General features: G+C 49.2%; 18 protein-coding genes and 1 tRNA gene. 17 read left to right on the forward strand and 2 right to left on the reverse strand.

The window, feature by feature from the left end; translation table 11 throughout:
• The first annotated feature begins 185 nt into the window (after nt 1-185).
• Nucleotides 186-953, forward strand: a complete 768-nt coding sequence (locus NR121_RS07310; RefSeq protein WP_054818276.1) for an alpha/beta hydrolase family protein — start codon at nt 186-188, stop codon at nt 951-953.
• Between the two features lie 518 nt (nt 954-1,471).
• Nucleotides 1,472-3,334 carry a sigma-54-dependent Fis family transcriptional regulator gene (locus NR121_RS07315; RefSeq protein WP_054818277.1) on the forward strand — a complete coding sequence of 621 codons (1,863 nt, stop codon included), beginning with the start codon at nt 1,472-1,474 and terminating at the stop codon, nt 3,332-3,334.
• 283 nt (nt 3,335-3,617) lie between these two features.
• Here the strand turns inward: NR121_RS07315 and NR121_RS07320 are convergent, their stop codons facing one another.
• Complete coding sequence (locus tag NR121_RS07320; protein WP_054818278.1) at nt 3,618-4,061, reverse strand: aminoacyl-tRNA deacylase; 444 nt, start codon at nt 4,059-4,061, stop codon at nt 3,618-3,620.
• Between the two features lie 262 nt (nt 4,062-4,323).
• Between NR121_RS07320 and NR121_RS07325 the strand changes: the two genes are divergently transcribed.
• Together NR121_RS07325 and NR121_RS07330 are read left to right on the forward strand one after the other, a co-directional pair.
• Nucleotides 4,324-4,397: transfer RNA gene (locus tag NR121_RS07325), tRNA-Pro, on the forward strand.
• 212 nt (nt 4,398-4,609) lie between these two features.
• Nucleotides 4,610-5,530 carry a phosphatase PAP2 family protein gene (locus NR121_RS07330; protein ID WP_074726809.1) on the forward strand — a complete coding sequence of 307 codons (921 nt, stop codon included), beginning with the start codon at nt 4,610-4,612 and terminating at the stop codon, nt 5,528-5,530.
• A 24-nt stretch (nt 5,531-5,554) separates the two neighbouring features.
• On the opposite strand, the gene NR121_RS07335 is transcribed toward NR121_RS07330, so the two are convergent.
• On the reverse strand, nt 5,555-5,773 hold the full coding sequence (locus tag NR121_RS07335) for an antibiotic biosynthesis monooxygenase family protein (RefSeq protein ID WP_375162515.1): 219 nt from the start codon (nt 5,771-5,773) through the stop codon (nt 5,555-5,557).
• A 240-nt stretch (nt 5,774-6,013) separates the two neighbouring features.
• On the opposite strand from NR121_RS07335, the gene mtrB reads away from it, so the two are divergent.
• The 13 genes from mtrB to aroH all read left to right on the forward strand — a co-directional run bounded on the left by mtrB (nt 6,014) and on the right by aroH (nt 15,911).
• Nucleotides 6,014-6,235, forward strand: coding sequence for a trp RNA-binding attenuation protein MtrB (gene mtrB / locus NR121_RS07340; protein ID WP_054818282.1), 222 nt, complete (start codon nt 6,014-6,016; stop codon nt 6,233-6,235).
• Nucleotides 6,236-6,336: 101 nt separating this feature from the next.
• Nucleotides 6,337-6,858, forward strand: a complete 522-nt coding sequence (locus tag NR121_RS07345) for a hypothetical protein (RefSeq protein ID WP_062408861.1) — start codon at nt 6,337-6,339, stop codon at nt 6,856-6,858.
• A gap of 90 nt (nt 6,859-6,948) precedes the next feature.
• Nucleotides 6,949-7,812 carry a heptaprenyl diphosphate synthase component 1 gene (locus NR121_RS07350; protein WP_054818283.1) on the forward strand — a complete coding sequence of 288 codons (864 nt, stop codon included), beginning with the start codon at nt 6,949-6,951 and terminating at the stop codon, nt 7,810-7,812.
• Nucleotides 7,813-7,825: 13 nt separating this feature from the next.
• Nucleotides 7,826-8,560, forward strand: coding sequence for a demethylmenaquinone methyltransferase (locus NR121_RS07355; protein WP_062408859.1), 735 nt, complete (start codon nt 7,826-7,828; stop codon nt 8,558-8,560).
• 7 nt (nt 8,561-8,567) lie between these two features.
• Nucleotides 8,568-9,440, forward strand: a complete 873-nt coding sequence (locus tag NR121_RS07360; protein ID WP_062410955.1) for a UbiA-like polyprenyltransferase — start codon at nt 8,568-8,570, stop codon at nt 9,438-9,440.
• Entirely contained in the window at nt 9,437-10,033 is a 597-nt protein-coding gene (locus NR121_RS07365; RefSeq protein WP_054818284.1) for a UbiX family flavin prenyltransferase, read from the forward strand. Before NR121_RS07360 ends, NR121_RS07365 begins: the two co-directional genes overlap by 4 nt.
• Complete coding sequence (locus NR121_RS07370; RefSeq protein WP_054818285.1) at nt 10,030-10,893, forward strand: menaquinone biosynthesis protein; 864 nt, start codon at nt 10,030-10,032, stop codon at nt 10,891-10,893. The genes NR121_RS07365 and NR121_RS07370 overlap by 4 nt, the downstream gene beginning before the upstream one ends.
• Nucleotides 10,890-11,864 carry a polyprenyl synthetase family protein gene (locus NR121_RS07375; RefSeq protein WP_137669761.1) on the forward strand — a complete coding sequence of 325 codons (975 nt, stop codon included), beginning with the start codon at nt 10,890-10,892 and terminating at the stop codon, nt 11,862-11,864. The genes NR121_RS07370 and NR121_RS07375 overlap by 4 nt, the downstream gene beginning before the upstream one ends.
• Before the next feature lie 150 nt (nt 11,865-12,014).
• Nucleotides 12,015-12,794, forward strand: coding sequence for a CheR family methyltransferase (locus NR121_RS07380; RefSeq protein ID WP_054818313.1), 780 nt, complete (start codon nt 12,015-12,017; stop codon nt 12,792-12,794).
• Nucleotides 12,795-12,882: 88 nt separating this feature from the next.
• Complete coding sequence (locus NR121_RS07385; protein ID WP_171005810.1) at nt 12,883-13,053, forward strand: hypothetical protein; 171 nt, start codon at nt 12,883-12,885, stop codon at nt 13,051-13,053.
• Nucleotides 13,054-13,253: 200 nt separating this feature from the next.
• Complete coding sequence (gene aroC / locus NR121_RS07390) at nt 13,254-14,417, forward strand: chorismate synthase (protein WP_054818286.1); 1,164 nt, start codon at nt 13,254-13,256, stop codon at nt 14,415-14,417.
• A 15-nt stretch (nt 14,418-14,432) separates the two neighbouring features.
• The gene (gene aroB / locus NR121_RS07395; protein ID WP_054818287.1) at nt 14,433-15,530 is read left to right on the forward strand and encodes a 3-dehydroquinate synthase; all 1,098 of its coding nucleotides are present in this window, start codon (nt 14,433-14,435) and stop codon (nt 15,528-15,530) included.
• A 3-nt stretch (nt 15,531-15,533) separates the two neighbouring features.
• Nucleotides 15,534-15,911, forward strand: coding sequence for a chorismate mutase (gene aroH, locus NR121_RS07400; protein ID WP_062408854.1), 378 nt, complete (start codon nt 15,534-15,536; stop codon nt 15,909-15,911).
• The last annotated feature ends 224 nt before the right edge of the window (nt 15,912-16,135 follow it).

A 16,135-nucleotide genomic window follows, 5' to 3' on the forward strand; every position in this document is an offset into this window, starting at 1 on the left:
TGCTCCATTGCTTTCCGCGGGATTCCCGGTTTTAAACATAAGTGATATCATAGAAACTGAAAGAACCGCGTCCCGTCAAGGGCAAGCCATCCGGATATAAAATTGGTTTTTGTCAGAGCCGGGTGCTCGATGTACACGCTCAATGAACCGGATGACCGAAGATGTGAAAGGAGGGGAGTAAGACGATGAAAGAACACTATTGGATCCCAAGCCGTAACAGGCGATTGTCAGCGATAGTTCATACACCCGAGCATCCCGCAGGTGACCTGCTGGTTGTGGTGTGCCATGGGTTTACAGGAGACAAAATCGGCGCGAATCAGCTTCTCCTTCGCCTTGCACTTGCCATGGAATCTGCCGGAATCCATGTGGTGCGCTTTGATTTTGCCGGCTCCGGAGAAAGCGAGGGCGAGTTTGCTTCTGATACCACGGTATCAGGGTGGAAGGAGGATTTGCGCAGCGTTATCGCATGGGCCGGACAGCAGCCGACGCTGGCCGGATTGAAGGTCTGTTTGCTGGGCCATAGTCTGGGAGGTTATTTAGCGTGTTCCTATGACGATTCAGAGGGCCCGGCGGCCGGAAAAATTGCGTTGGCGCCTGTTGTCCGGCCGGTCGAAAATTTTCAGCAGATCATCCTTGGACCTCAACTGTGGGAACAAGCGTTACGTGGAGAGACCATCGCTAATTTTTACGGAAAAGGCTTCACCTTGGACGGAGGCTTTGTACGGGACTTGCTCAAGCAGCCTGATCTGACAACAGAGCCTGGTCTGCAGGGACGATGTTTAATCGTGCATGGTGCAGCGGATATTGCTGTTCCTATCGCAGGTTCACAGACGCTGCAGCGCGTATCCGGCAGCGGGATTGAACTTCATGTGCTGCCGGACGCCGACCATGTGTTTACAGGCCGCATCCAACAGCTGCAAACCGTGATTCTGAATTGGCTGCACAACCTTTGACAACCCGAAAGGCCGGGGTTACTCCTCAGCAGTTTGATCCGGGAATACAAATATCAATATCCGCATTACATGAAAAGCAGCTCCTTATGTCCATGGGAACCCCTACCTTCCGACATTAGGAGTTTTTGCGTTTTCCTGAAGAGAATTATTCGGGCTAGGCTGCCCTAAGCTGCCCTAACAACGTTGAATCAACTAAAACACGATTCATCCCATAGTATCCAAAATACTAATAATTGCATAACGCCATAAGTATGTTTATTGAAGAGATGATTCAATGCAAAATCACAGCGCTATTATTACTTGATGGCGGCAAAACCGGTTTCCCCAAGAATGGAATCGGGCCACGGGGAGGCTCTCCGAATTCCGGCAAAACCAACCGGATATGATAGCAAAGCTGGAGGAATTGTGGGTTTTTCGCAGTTTCTTTGATAAATGAATACATTATGAAAGCTCAAAGCAAGCAGAATTTATTCCGGCTTCTGACGGGAGTCTAATTATACCAGGTAGGGGGATGGTCAATGATTAACGATAAAGTCACAACCCATATATGGGATCGCTTTGTCAGAGAAGGAGTAATGGATAGGTCCAGAATAAGCAAGCGCATCTCGGAATCGTGGTTCCGCTGTCAACAAGCAGGAGTGAATCCGTCTGCAGCCGAATGCAAGACGATCCTTGCCGGTGATTTACTCATCCAACAGCAGGAAAAGAATGCGGCCTTGATCGACATTGCGATACCGTATATGCAGAAAATATGCGGGATCATAGAAGGTTCGGGCTCCATCGTATTATTAAGCGATTCTAGCGGCTGCGTTCTTGAGCTTGAGGGAGACCCGGAAACCCTGCAAATGGCAAAGAAGTCCAACATCGTTAGAGGCGTAAGATGGACGGAGGATGTTGGCACGAATGCCGTTGCTACCGCACTGTGCACGGGGGAGGCTTTATTGGTAAACGGTACCGAGCATTACTCGAGTGCTTACCACCATTGCTGCTGTGCCGCTGCCCCGATATATGATGGAGGGGGTACGCTAATCGGCATCCTGAACGTTACAAGCCCCGTGCATCGTTTCCACCACTACACTTTTGGGCTGGTCGTATCGATAGCCTATAACATTGAACAGCAATGTAAAATAGCAGAACAAAACGATGAGATCGAGCTGCTTCAACATTCTATTGGCCGCATTCAAAGCGGCGGGTTGGTCGCCGTGTGCACGAATAAGCAGGAAGTCGTTTTAACCAGTAATGAACTTCAATTTTCCGTTCCTCCTCACAGCAGGTTGAAGGTGGACGATATCCTTCAGGAAGGCTACAAGGAGTTATACAGGACTCCCATATCCTCTGCGAACCACGGCAGAATCATTGGATATTCCGTCTATTTTGAGGTTGGTCATCAGCAGTTCACGGTCGAGAACCAACGGAGAACAGGCTTTATTTTCCGGGGGGAATCCGGCTCGAGCAAAGCGTTTTCGCGTACGCTGCGGGAAATGGAATTAGTTGCACCCACCGATACCACGGTTTTTCTGAACGGCGAAACCGGAACAGGGAAGGAAGTCATCGCCCGCGCTATACACGAGAACAGCTTGCGCAAGGATGCTCCGTTCATTGCTGTAAACTGCGGCGCCATTGCGCCGCAGTTGATGGAGGCCGAACTTTTCGGTTACGTGGAAGGAGCGTTCACCGGGGCAAAACGCAATGGACACAAAGGAAAATTCGAGCAGGCCAATGGCGGAACGCTGTTTCTTGATGAAATCGGGGAGATTTCGCCCGCAGTGCAGGTCGCGCTTTTACGTGTTTTGCAGGAGCGGGAGATTACACCGGTAGGCGGTGATAAAGTGATCCCGTTAAATTTCAGATTGATCACAGCAACGCATCAGGATCTTCGGGAACTGGTCAGAAAAAAAGCATTTCGAGAAGATTTGTATTTCAGATTGTTTGTGTATTCCATCACTATACCTCCGCTGCGCGACCGGCGGGAGGATATCCCTCATCTGGTTAGCTATATTTGTAAAAATAACCGTTGGTCCATTCAGTTGACTGTGGACCAGATGCAAACGATGATGCGATACCATTGGCCGGGCAACATCAGAGAGCTAGTCAATGTTTTGGAGCGGTTATCCGTTTTGTCCAGGGGAGAGAATCTTTCCGGCCTGGATATCCGTTCTTTGTTCGGAAATGCATCCGACTGCGGAGAAAACCCGGATTTTGCGGAATCGCCGAATCGTGACCCGGCGGCTTTAAACTACCAGAAGCGTGTTCAAAAAGACCAGATAATATGGGCGCTGGAACAGACGGGAGGAAATGTATCCAAATCCGCGAAGCTGTTGGCCCTGCCGCGGAGTACGTTTTACCGCAGATTACGTACGTTTAAACTTGACCAGCTATAGATTTGCGGTTTGAATCGGTGAATAAGAACATCATCCTTATTCCTTAAGTGTGATGTTCCATCTCTGATGTATTGAGAATGAATGGAGGGCATCGCTATGCTTGAAATCGGCAATAGCGGCTTCAGAGCAGACGGTGAACAAGAAGGAAAAACGGCTTCCAGTCATCAAAAACGGATTGTTCAAATGAGAAACAGACCAGTACGATTTATTACGAAATCTTTGTCCGTTATACAGCACCGCGGTACTAAAATAGAAGTGAAATTTTCATGGAATTGCCACCACCTTAATCCAAATAAGCAACAACTTGATTTAGTTTTTCCAAAGCACTTGGGATTATTTTCAGTGTCGACGTCGGCTCTCCCGTACCACCATAAATAAATGGATAACGGAAAAGTCCTCTATCAACGATACAAGGCAAAGAAAGCACGATAGAGACACTGCCAACAGTGTATCCAGTTATCTCTCGGACTTCTTTTGGGCTAGCCATTTTCAATTGATGGCATCCTAGAATTCCCGACACTTCTTCTAAATCTACACGCCCACGACTTCCGGAAACAATCATCGCAAAGTAGCCTTTTTCCGACTTGAGAACTAATGCAGGTGCTGTCTGACCTGTTTCAATTCCAAAAAAATCCGCGCCTTCCTGTGCAGTACGAATCTGTTTTTCGTGATGAATGATTTCAAATTGAACTCCGCTTTCTTGCAAAAAGGTTCTTAAATTGTCCATAAGAAGGCTCCCCCTTTAGAATCTCTTCGAGTCATATTTTACCATAACTTACCCGCCGCGCCACATTCATGAGGGTCACTAGTGTGGATTGCGCCATGTTTCGCAGAATAATATTTATTTCGCACGGGTGCGCGTTTTAGTATTGCATGGGTGTGCGGCTACGTGCTATAATGAATCTCGCCGAATAAAGGACGGGTGAATATGAAAATGCAGAATACCTTGTCCGACAAGCGTTTTTGAACGTAAGGCAGCGCGATGATGCCGGGGTATGGCGCAGTCTGGTAGCGCGCACCCTTGGGGTGGGTGAGGTCGTGGGTTCGAATCCCGCTACTCCGATTATTAGCAAAGATCGTTTCCAATGATGTTGGAGCGATCTTTTTTTCTTCCCAAAAAAGTTTTCAGCTGCAGGAGAAATAGCGTAATAACAACGGTCATTTATTAAAATTTCATGAAGACACTGTTTGTTCTTTTTGGTATACTAATCTCGTCTTAGTTCAGGACTAAACACAAACAATTTCATAGCACATGCAAGAGGGGAAGACCACAATATGTCAGTAAAGTGGAAGCGATGGATGGCATCACAAGATTGGGAAATGTACGGTATTCTGGCCTCGATTTTTTTGGTATGGAGAATCGGGGTGATAGGCAATTGGAGCTTCGGCTGTTGGGTACTTCTTCTCATTTGCTTGATGGGTGTACGCAAAGATCAAGTGGACATGGATTGGAAGCGTTTTTTTGTTGTGGGGATTCCTTTGCTTGGCATTTTCTATTATTTCTATGGATCCGGGAATGGATTGTGGTGGAAAATTGCCAACTGGATGTTTGAAAACAATCGTCATCCATGGAATTGGGATGCCTTTATGCGAAGTATTCCGCTGAACGACGCCGCATGGGCCAGACACTTTCACCACCCGGCTGCAGATCGGATTATGGTGTGGATCTATAATTACGGATTTGTGCTTTCCCTATGGATTTGCATTGTCCGCAGCTTCTGGACGAGAAGTGTTAAAAAAATGCTGTCGTATGCACTTTCCGGCCATTTATTGCAGTTCCCGCTGATCCTGCCGTTCTACAATTTGATTCTGCTTCGGGAAGTATGGTGGGTCAAAGGCCAGCCCGATTTGCTCAGCCGGCAGTTTGCAACGCAAAATGACCTGCTTATGAACGTCATGAACTGTTTTCCGAGCATGCATACTTCGATTTCGTTTGCAATGTTGCTTCTGGCCCTCCGCGAGAAGGACCGCCTGTTCAAATATACGATGGTTGCTTATTGTTCGGCGATCATCTTCTCTACCATGTACCTTCAGATACATTGGGTGCTCGACGTCATTGCCGGAATGGCCTTTGCATATGGGGTGGTGAAGCTGGCGGATCTGTTGATTCACTTGGCGGTCAGGCTGGTTCCGGGCCGTCTCAAAGGATTTTACACGAATAAAGACCCCTTTCAAAACAAAACGATGGCTGCCTGAATAAAGGCAGCCCAACTGCAAGACTCAATTCGTGCTTGCTTTACTTTGTGCAATTAGATGTCTCTCGTTTTGTTTCCATTGCTGTATAGCTTCGAGAGAATCCCAATAAGACATCGTGATGCCTAAACCTTCCCGGACACTTTCCACTCCCAGAAATCCGGGCTGGATTGATGCAAGCTTTAACATTTCGTCTGCCATTTCAGCATAACCATGATCCCCTTCTGTTCGTTCAGAAATTTGCAGAGCCTTATTCGACGTTGTATTCTCTATTCCTTGCTATCAAAATAACAGAACCAACCCCAATAATGCTCTGCAACTCCTTCGTTGCAGCCTCATTAAAACGGCCGGTCAATAGGACAAATGTTGTGCCTGCCGAATATCAACCATGTAATTTAACACAGCCTTTCTCTTAAAAGTTGACATTGGCAAGTTTTTTCTGCATGATTAGGGTTATCTAAGCATAAGTGCGGGAGGACATGACGGATGGAAACGAACCACAATGATTATTTTATCGTGAAAGCAATGGATAACGGAGTGCAGGTGATTGGACTTACGAGAGGGCAGGATACGCGGTTTCATCATACGGAGAAGCTGGACAAAGGCGAGGTCATGATTGCCCAGTTTACAGACCATACGTCGGCGGTCAAAATCCGCGGCAAGGCTAAGATTATGACAAAGTACGGCGTAATTGATACGGAGGAATAATTTTTCGGGCAGGCGGAGGCATAGCCTGCTTTTTTTCGTTGTACAATGATAACAGACATGGATTTGGACGGGGCTGCCGTCTAAAGGAGGAAGAAGGCATAGTGAAATGGATTCCTCGTCTGTTGCTCATGACAGCGGTATCGGTCGCAGTTGCCGCCGGGTTGTCTTACTTGTCCAAGCTGGATGCCACCGTCAGCGTGTTTCGTTCTGTACAGGCACAGCCGGTCTCCGAGGCCAACATTGTGGATGTCGTATCCAAAATGCAGCTGCATCAGAGAATCCGGCGTGTGGAACTTAACCATGCGATCGTTTCCATTGATCTGCTTTCCGTTAAATCGACGGAGAAAGCAGATATTTTCGAAGATTTGTATGAAATTCCCAAGGTGATGTTCGGTTCGTCAACCAATATATATCAGGTGTTGATTCGGGTATTGGACGGCTCGCAGGAGGGAAGCGGAAGTCCCGGTCTGCTCGTTGCCGCCGATGCAAGACGTGAGAAATGGCTTGCGAACGAATCGGGGCTTCGTCCGCAAAACGCGAATGAATTGCAGCAGTTTCTCGATGCGCATTATAGAATGACCTATGCTCCGAAATGGAAGGCACGGTTTTTAGAAAAAAGCTGATCCTGGAACATGCGAAAAAAACCACTTTATGCTATACTAATTCAGATGGAGAAAGATTGAGTTATTTTTCGTTCGTTCGGAGGCTTACATATGAACTCTTATCGGATTCCGGAGATCGCTGCAAAATATTTGGAGTACGACATGATTCAAAAGCATACGGATCTGCCTCGTTTTCCCGAATTTCGCAGTCGGCTGCTGTATGCTTTTCTTGATAAACACAGTGCGTTGGCCCAACAAAGCGAACTGTTTACGCTGGTGACCTCACTTGTTCAAATCGGAATGGATACACACGACATGGTCAGCGTCAACAATGATGTGAAGGAACAGGCGGAGAGCCGTTCCAGACAGCTTAAAGTGCTGGCCGGTGATTATTTCAGCAGCCGGTTTTATTACTTGCTGTCGCATGCAGGACAAATCGATTTGGTCGGTATGCTTTCCAGGGGGATTTGTGAAGTGAACCGGTTAAAAATGAATTTGTACTTGATGAAAAAGCAGCTCAAGCTGACGGCTGATGAATACATCCGCCAAATGGTTGAAGTAAAAACACAATTGTTCTTATCCTTTTCTTCTCTGCTTGAAGAGCGGTTTTACGGTATTTGGCCGGAGATTCTGAGATTGTTTACCCGCTGCGAAGTGCTGCTGCAAGAGATCATCCGCTCCGAAACGTCCCAGCATTACAGAGAGAGCTGGGGCTTTTGGCATGTGCTGCAATGGGGGACGAAGGAAGAGAAAAAGCTGCTTGAGCATGGGGAAGCAGATCAGGCGAAGCTTCGTTCGATTTGGTTGAAATACAGAGTGACCTCCCAGCTGTACCAATTGCTTGACGCCTGTTTTAAGGAATTGCAGGAAAAGCTGCAGGGGATTCAGCCGGAGAATCTCGGGAAGGAACTCAGCTCGATTGGTGAATCTTTTCGCAGCTACTTATCAGGACCGCGGGCGACGCAGGAAATTTGAGGTGACAAGCGGAATGCAAAGCAAATCCAAAGAACAATTCGTTCACTCCGTATTTGAGAGCATCGCGCCCAAATACGACTTGATGAACGACATATTAAGCTTTCGCCGGCATAAAGCATGGAGAAGCTTTACCATGAAAAAGATGAATGTGCGGCCGGGAAGCACGGCGATTGACTTATGCTGCGGCACCTGTGACTGGACGATCAGTTTGGCGGAAGCAAGCGGGACGGGGGCAATGGTCGGACTCGATTTCAGCCAAAATATGCTTGATGTGGGCCGGGAGAAAATCCAACGGCTGGGTCTGGACAAGCAGATCCGTCTTGTTCGCGGCAACGCGATGGAACTTCCGTTTGAGGACAACACATTCGACTATGCGACCATCGGCTTTGCGCTTCGGAACGTGCCGGATCTGGTTAAGGTCATTGAAGAGATGCAGCGGGTGGTCAAGCCCGGAGGGCTGGTCGTTTCGCTGGAGCTTTCCAAACCGACTTGGCAGCCGTTCAAATCGATTTATTATTTTTATTTTCAAAAGATTTTGCCGCTGCTCGGAAAATTGATTGTAAAACGCTATGAGCAGTATAAATGGCTGCCGGAGTCCCTGGTTCACTTTCCGGATCATAAGCAGCTCGCAGAGATATTCCGGACAACCGGTCTAACGGACGTTGAGGTTTATCCTCTTACCGGGGGCATTGCGGCCCTTCATATGGGCAAGAAGCCGCAAGCGGCAATCGGAGCTGGGGGAGAATAACGACATGCTGTGGAGAAAGACCAAAATTTATATGGAAATGATCAAGATCGAGCATACGCTTTTCGCGCTTCCTTTCGCTTTCATGGGGGCGCTGCTTGGTTCTGTGGTCATGCTGGGCAAGCTTCCGACATGGGGGCAGATCGGTTGGATTCTGCTTGCGATGATCGGAGCCAGAAGCGCAGCGATGGGACTCAACCGGGTGATCGACAAAGTGTTTGACGGCAAAAACCCGCGTACAGCGATGAGGGCGATTCCGGCCGGGCTTATTTCCTCGAAGGAAGCGGTTTTGTTTGTTCTCGTTTCATTTATTTTGCTGTTTTGGGCGGCTTCGCAATTGAGTCCTTTGGCTTTTAAGCTGCTTCCGGTCGCTGTTTTTTTTCTTGTTATTTATTCTTATACGAAACGGTTCACTTGGGCATGCCACATTATATTGGGCATGACCGTTGCGCTTGCTCCTTTGGGCGGATGGGTGGCGGTAACCGGTGAAATTACGCTGACGTCTTTGGTATTTTATGTGGCGATCGTATTTTGGCTGGCCGGTTTCGATGTGATTTATGCTTGCCAGGATGCCGAGTTCGACCGGGAGGAAGGGCTTCATTCTATTCCGAGCCGGTTCGGCATACCGAAAGCGCTCAAAATTGCACGCTGGTTTCATATCATCACTGCGGCAGGTTTCATCGGCCTGTTTTTTTTGACCGAATTGACGTGGGTGTATTTGGTCGGGGTATTGATTTCCTATGCCCTTTTGATGTACGAGCATCTGATCGTTAATCCGAAGGATATGACAAGGCTGAATACGGCGTTCTTTACAATGAACAGCACCTTGAGCATCGTTTTATTTGTATTTACGCTAATCGATTTGGTGGTGAATACGGGATGAGCAGACCTTGGGTAATCGGCATTACGGGCGCAAGCGGTGCAGCATACGGCGTCCGGTTATGCCGTTTTCTGCTGTCACGAGGCGAGCATTTGCATCTCGTGATTACGGATGCCGGATGGCGGGTATTGAAAGAGGAGTTGGGCTGGGATGCGGGGCGCAGGCAGGAAAGCCTGAAGAAACATTTGGGCGGGTCTGCCGGTTCCTATGAATACGTTCCTAACCAGGATATCGGCGCCAAGACGGCGAGCGGATCGTTCCTGACCAAAGGCATGGTGATTGTCCCCTGTTCGATGGGGACGCTATCCGGTATTGCCAACGGCGCATCGGACAATCTGCTGGAGCGGACGGCCGATGTGATGCTGAAGGAAGGCCGCAAGTTGATTTTGGTGCCCAGGGAAACCCCCTTGCATGCGATTCACCTGGAAAATATGCTGAAGCTGTCCCGGCTGGGCGTACGAATGATTCCGGCGATGCCGGCGTTCTATCAAGGTCCGCAAACGGTTGACGACATGATTGATTTTGTTGTAGGAAAAATATTGGACACGATGGAAATCGAACATCAATTGTATAAAAGATGGGGTATGCAGACATGACAAAGAAACATCGGGCGATCCGTATCGGCCGCATTGACTTTACCAATGTATGGCCGCTCTTTTATTATTTCCCGTTCTCCTCTTTCGGCAGCGAGCTGGAGGTTATTCAGCAAGTTCCGACTCAGCTGAACCGTGCCATGGCAAAAGGGGAAATCGATATCGGTCCGATCTCTTCGTTTGCTTACGGGGAAAATTTCGAGAATTATATGCTGTTTCCCCATATGTCCGTCAGCGCATTCAGTCATGTAAATTCCATTTTGCTGTTTCACCGCAAGCCTTTGGAAGAGCTCGGGAAAGCGACGATCGCGCTTCCTACGACCTCGGCTACATCGGTGAACCTGCTCAAAATCATTTTGACCAAATTTTACGGGCTCGAACCGAATTACGTTTATGCGTCACCCGAATTGAGGCCGATGATGAGAACGGCCGATGCCGCGCTGCTTATCGGAGATCATGCGATTCGCGCCAGTTGGGAAGACAGCGGGTATCTCGTTACCGATCTGGGGGCGGAATGGACGAGATTAACTGGCCAATGGATGTCTTTTGCCGTTTGCACGATTCGGAGACAGACGGTAGAGCAGCAGCCTGAGCAGATCCGGCGCATCTTTGATGCTTTTATGGAAAGCAAACGCAAATCGCTGGCCGATTTGACAAGACTTGTGCAGGACGCGCAGGCGTTAATCGGGGGTACGGAAGCTTATTGGCGGCATTATTTTTCTACGCTCAGCTATGAGTTCGGCCCTAAGCAGCAGGAGGGACTTAAATTATATTATCGCTATGCGGCGGAGCTCGGTTTTTTGGATCGGGAGGTGTCGCTGAACATTTGGAATGACAATTCTGTAGTACGGGTGACGGAATGAGACTTTTGGATATCTATGCAAAATTTCAAAAAGATATCAGCTTTATCGAGAAGGAGCTGGAGCGAAGCATCGACGTGGAGCATCCGATCCTTCGCGAGGCTTCCTTACATCTGCTTAAGGCAGGGGGAAAGCGGATTCGTCCGGTATTTGTCCTGCTGGGAGCCAAGTTCGGAAATTACGATCTGGAGCGGGTCAAACATGTGGCGGTACCGCTGGAGCTGATTCATATGGCATCGCTTGTGCACGATGATGTGATTGATGATGCCCAAACGAGACGGGGTCAACTGACGGTGCGCTCGAAGTGGGATAATCGTATTGCAATGTATACTGGGGATTACATTTTTGCCAAAGCCTTGACGATTGTGACCCGGCTTTCCGAACCGTCCATTCATCAGATCATGTCCAAAGCTCTCGTGGAAATGAGTATCGGCGAAATGGAGCAAATCCGTATGTTCTTTCATACGGAACAAACGGTAAGGGATTATTTGCTCCGGATCAAACGAAAAACTGCGCTGCTTCTGGCCATCAGCTGCCAATTGGGGGCGATCGCGGCACAAGCATCAGAGAAAACGGCCAAGCAGCTTTTTAATTTTGGCTACAATGTCGGCATGGCTTTCCAGGTACGCGACGATTTGCTTGATATTTGCGGTACCGAAAAGGAAATCGGCAAGCCTCCCGGAAGCGATATCAAGCAGGGGAATATTACGATTCCGGTTATCTTTGCTCTGCAAAATCCCGCGCTTCGTCCGGTTCTGCTTCGTGAATTGGAAAGAATTGAAGCCTCCGACGGGCAAACCGACGTCACCGATTTTCTGAACATGATCCGCGCCAGTGAAGGCGTAACCCGTGCAGAGGCGATGGTATCTCATTACATTAACAAGGCCATTCGCTCCCTGGAAGGGTTGCCCGATATACAAGCCAAAAAAGACTTGGTCAGCATTGCGCATTTTGTGGGGAACCGTTCTTATTAGAGCATGAGGGGACAGGAAAATGGAAAAATCGTTTGCCATGGTTAAGCCGGAGAGCGGCGAACGGGAGATTGCCCATTTTTACAGGGCGGAAGCATTGCTTAGCTATAATCAATCAATACAAAAGAAGATTTGACAGGACGGGATGGCGTCATGGAGGATACGGATTTTCTGCTGTTTATCAAGAAGGTGAAGGACTATACGTCCATAGACCTGGCGCAGTATAAAGAAGCTCAGATGAAGCGGCGTCTTACCACGCTGCGGATGAAAAAAGGGTATTCCACCTTCGCGGCATTCTTTGATGCAATGAGCAAAGACAAGGCTTTATTCCATGAATTTTTGGACCGGATGACGATCAATGTATCCGAGTTTTGGCGCAACGCGAACCGGTGGGAGGTGCTCGAACAGCGCTTTTTGCCGGAGATGCTTCGCAAAACCGATAGGCTTAAATGCTGGAGCGCCGCTTGTTCCACCGGCGAGGAGCCTTACACGCTGGCGATGATTCTCTCGGAGCTGGGGGCGCTTTCGAACACTCAGTTGTTGGCCACCGATATCGACGAAGGCGCGCTGGATAAGGCGAAGAAGGGGATCTACTCCGACCGCTCGGTGAAGGATGTGCCGAAAAAATATTTGCGCAAATATTATCGTCAGGACCAAATGACTTATCATATTGACGAATCGCTGAAAAAGGCGGTCCGTTTTCAAAAGCAAAATTTGCTTGTCGATACGTTCGATACACAGTTTGATTTGATTGTTTGCCGCAACGTGATGATTTATTTTACGGAAGAGGCGAAACATATGCTTTATCAGAAGTTTGCCCATGCTTTGAAGCCTGGCGGTCTTCTGTTTGTAGGCAGCACCGAGCAAATTTTCAGTCCGGGCCAGTATGGATTGGAAACGGCGGATACGTTTTTTTACCGGAAGATGGCGTAAGTGAATAATCGCTTCCATGTTGTTCCATACTAAGAATAAATTGCTTTTGAAAGCTGTGCTTGCTTGCAAAGCATGCTGGAGGACACACATGGATAAACGAAAGGTCATTACCGCGTACCGCCGTGGATTTATTACGATGCAGGAATGCGCGCAAATCCTGGGAATCGATTCGGTTCAAATTCTGGGATTGGTCGGCGAGCCCGAGCATAAGGACGGCTCTTCCGTACTTAATAAACAACCCGCAAACGGCTGGCGCTAAACCAGCCGAATCAAGAAAGAGGCGCTGTCTGACTGGCATCATGCCAAAGGACGGCGTTTCTTTTTTTGTGGGGGCGTTTCTTGTCAAAGGCAGACACCTATACTATAATTAGCACAGGAATGGAGTACATAAAAGCGCTAAAGCGACTAAGCGCTCTGAGGCTTATGCTTTCATGGGATAGGATGAAAGGGGACTAATAAGTGAGATATTTAACAGCAGGAGAGACGCACGGGCCGCAGCTGACGGCGATTATCGAAGGTTTCCCAAGCAATGTGTCCATTGATTTCGAGGCGGTCAATCATCAGCTTGCCCGACGGCAAAAAGGCTACGGCCGCGGGCGCAGAATGCAAATCGAAAAAGACACCGCATCTATTGTCGGGGGCGTTCGCCATGGCAAAACGACCGGAGCTCCGATTGCGCTGGTCGTAGAGAACAACGATTGGAAGCACTGGACATCTGTCATGAACATCGAGCCGATCGAAGGCTCGGATGAAACCAAACGGCGGGTCAACCGTCCGCGTCCCGGACATGCCGATCTGAATGGCGGTTTGAAATACAATCAGCGCGATCTGCGCAATATTTTGGAGCGCTCCAGCGCCAGAGAGACGACGATGCGCGTAGCTATCGGCGGCATAGCCAGAGAGCTGTTGAAGGAATTCGGCATCAAAGTGGCCGGTCAAGTGATCCGTATCGGTGATGTCGAGGTGCAGCGCCAAGACATGCCGATTGACGACCTGATCCGGATCACCGAGGAATCTCCGGTGCGTGTGACGGATAAAGAAGCGGAAGCCCGGATGATTGCGGCCATCGATGCGGCAAAAGAAGACGGGGATACGCTTGGCGGCATTGTAGAATGCATTATCGAAGGCGTTCCGGTCGGTCTCGGCAGCCATGTCCAATGGGACCGCAAGCTGGACGGACGGATCGCGCAGGCGGTGCTGTCGATTCAAGCGTTCAAAGGCGTCGAATTCGGGATCGGCTTCGAAGCGGCGAAGCGCAGAGGCTCCCTGGTTCATGATGAAATCATGTACAGCGAAGCGCGCGGCTTCTGCCGGGCCAGTAACCGTGCCGGCGGTTTTGAAGGCGGGATGACGACAGGGGAGCCGATTGTCGTGCGCGGAGTGATGAAACCGATCTCGACACTGTACAAGGCGCTGCAAAGCGTCGATATCGATACGAAAGAATCGTTTACCGCACAGGTAGAACGCTCCGACACCTGCGCCGTGCCTGCGGCGAGCGTCATCATGGAGAATGTGATCGCTTGGGAAGTCGCCAGAGCGTTTATGGAGAAGTTCGGCGGCGATTCCATCGAAGAAATCCGCAGGAACTATGAAAGCTATTTGGAACAAACGAAAAGCTATTAATCGGGAGAACCGGATATGATAAAAGAGCTTACGGTTGATTTGGGAGCACGATCCTACCCGATCTATATCGGTGAAGGGATTTTGGAGAATATTGACTCGTATTTCGAAAAGCATGGAATAAGCAAACGCTCCGCGCTGCTGATCGTAACGGATGAGCATGTGGCGAAGAAGCATCTGGAGCCCGTCATCCGGAAGCTGGAACGGGCCGGGTTCAAGACGGCTTCGCACATTGTAGCTTCCGGGGAGAAATCGAAGTCGCTAGCGGTACTGGAGGAGGTGATTACCTCCTGTCTCAAAGCAGGGCTTGACCGGAATTCATCGGTGATTGCGCTGGGCGGCGGCGTGGTCGGCGATTTGGCCGGTTTTGCGGCGGCGAGCTATATGCGGGGAATCCGCTTCATCCAAATTCCGACGACGATTTTGGCGCATGACAGCAGCGTAGGCGGAAAAGTGGCGGTCAATCATCCTTTGGCGAAAAACATCATCGGCGCATTCCATCAGCCGGAAATGGTTTTGTACGATACGGCTACACTGCGTACACTGCCGGATAGGGATGTGCGTGCGGGCTTATCCGAAATGATCAAGCACGGTCTAATCTGGGATGCGGAGTTTACGTCCTGGTGCGAGGACAATGCGGAAAAGCTGATCGGTTTGGACCCGGAGGCGCTGCAATATGGTTTGTACAAGGGCTGCAGCGTGAAGGCGGCCGTCGTATCGCAGGATGAGCGCGAGAATGATCTGAGAGCGATCCTCAATCTGGGACACACGATCGGACACGCGTTGGAGGCGGTTGCAGGTTATAACGAGCTTCTGCACGGCGAGGCGATCTCGATTGGCATGGTGGGCGCGGCGAAGCTGTCCGTCCGATTGGGCAACCCGGAGCATATCTATACGACGACGAAGCGGATTTTCAAGAAATTCGGTCTGCCGGTTGCCGTGCCTGCGCATATGGATACGGATGAAATCATGAAGGCCATGATGTATGACAAGAAGTTCAAGGAAGGCAAGATGGTCTTCATCGTTCCTACGGACATCGGCAAGGTGGAGATCAATAAAAATGTATCCGCGGAATGGGTCAGAGACATCGTGGATCAGTTGAAACAGGAGGACTGACTTATGTTTGTACGGGGAATACGCGGGGCAACAACAGTAGAAAATAATGATGAGAACGAAATTTTATCGGCTACAACGGAGCTTTTGAACGAGATTATTGCGGAAAACGGAATCATTCCTGAAGAGATTGCTCACGTGTTTGTCACGGTAACTCAAGATTTAACGGCGACGTTTCCGGCAAAGGCCATCAGGCAGATGGAAGGCTGGGAGTTAGTCCCGCTCATGTGCTCGCTGGAAATTCCGGTGGAAGGCAGCCTACCCAAATGCGTCCGGCTGATGGTGACGGTCAATACGGAGAAGAGCCAGGCGGAGATCAAGCATGTATTTCAGAGGGAGGCCAAAAGGCTCCGTCCCGATTTGTCCAAATTGACAAACGCATAACAGAGGTAGTATAGTTGGTATTAACGTAAAAGGTGTAAGTATTGGTTTGAGAGCAGAGTAGAGATCAGTTGAGTTCAGTTGAGATGAGATGAGTGAGCGTTTCGCTCGAAGAGAGAATATGCGTTTTTGCGGCACGGTTTTAAAGGGGGAGCCATGGTTTCTTCGTGTTTTTTAGTGCTGCTGAAAAGCTGTTTACTTTGGGCTTGACCGATCATCGGCTGAAT

Source organism: Paenibacillus sp. Pae15 (genome assembly GCF_024519685.1).
Taxonomy (GTDB): domain Bacteria; phylum Bacillota; class Bacilli; order Paenibacillales; family NBRC-103111; genus Paenibacillus_G; species Paenibacillus_G naphthalenovorans.

Bases quoted from the DNA above. Each gene is read 5' to 3' on its own strand.
- NR121_RS07310 (WP_054818276.1), top strand. From the start codon at position 186: ATGAAAGAACACTATTGGATCCCAAGCCGTAACAGGCGATTGTCAGCG.
- NR121_RS07315 (WP_054818277.1), top strand. From the start codon at position 1,472: ATGATTAACGATAAAGTCACAACCCATATATGGGATCGCTTTGTCAGA.
- NR121_RS07320 (WP_054818278.1), bottom strand. From the start codon at position 4,061: ATGGACAATTTAAGAACCTTTTTGCAAGAAAGCGGAGTTCAATTTGAA.
- NR121_RS07330 (WP_074726809.1), top strand. From the start codon at position 4,610: ATGTCAGTAAAGTGGAAGCGATGGATGGCATCACAAGATTGGGAAATG.
- mtrB (WP_054818282.1), top strand. From the start codon at position 6,014: ATGGAAACGAACCACAATGATTATTTTATCGTGAAAGCAATGGATAAC.
- NR121_RS07350 (WP_054818283.1), top strand. From the start codon at position 6,949: ATGAACTCTTATCGGATTCCGGAGATCGCTGCAAAATATTTGGAGTAC.
- NR121_RS07355 (WP_062408859.1), top strand. From the start codon at position 7,826: ATGCAAAGCAAATCCAAAGAACAATTCGTTCACTCCGTATTTGAGAGC.
- NR121_RS07365 (WP_054818284.1), top strand. From the start codon at position 9,437: ATGAGCAGACCTTGGGTAATCGGCATTACGGGCGCAAGCGGTGCAGCA.
- NR121_RS07370 (WP_054818285.1), top strand. From the start codon at position 10,030: ATGACAAAGAAACATCGGGCGATCCGTATCGGCCGCATTGACTTTACC.
- NR121_RS07375 (WP_137669761.1), top strand. From the start codon at position 10,890: ATGAGACTTTTGGATATCTATGCAAAATTTCAAAAAGATATCAGCTTT.
- NR121_RS07380 (WP_054818313.1), top strand. From the start codon at position 12,015: ATGGAGGATACGGATTTTCTGCTGTTTATCAAGAAGGTGAAGGACTAT.
- NR121_RS07385 (WP_171005810.1), top strand. From the start codon at position 12,883: ATGGATAAACGAAAGGTCATTACCGCGTACCGCCGTGGATTTATTACG.
- aroB (WP_054818287.1), top strand. From the start codon at position 14,433: ATGATAAAAGAGCTTACGGTTGATTTGGGAGCACGATCCTACCCGATC.
- aroH (WP_062408854.1), top strand. From the start codon at position 15,534: ATGTTTGTACGGGGAATACGCGGGGCAACAACAGTAGAAAATAATGAT.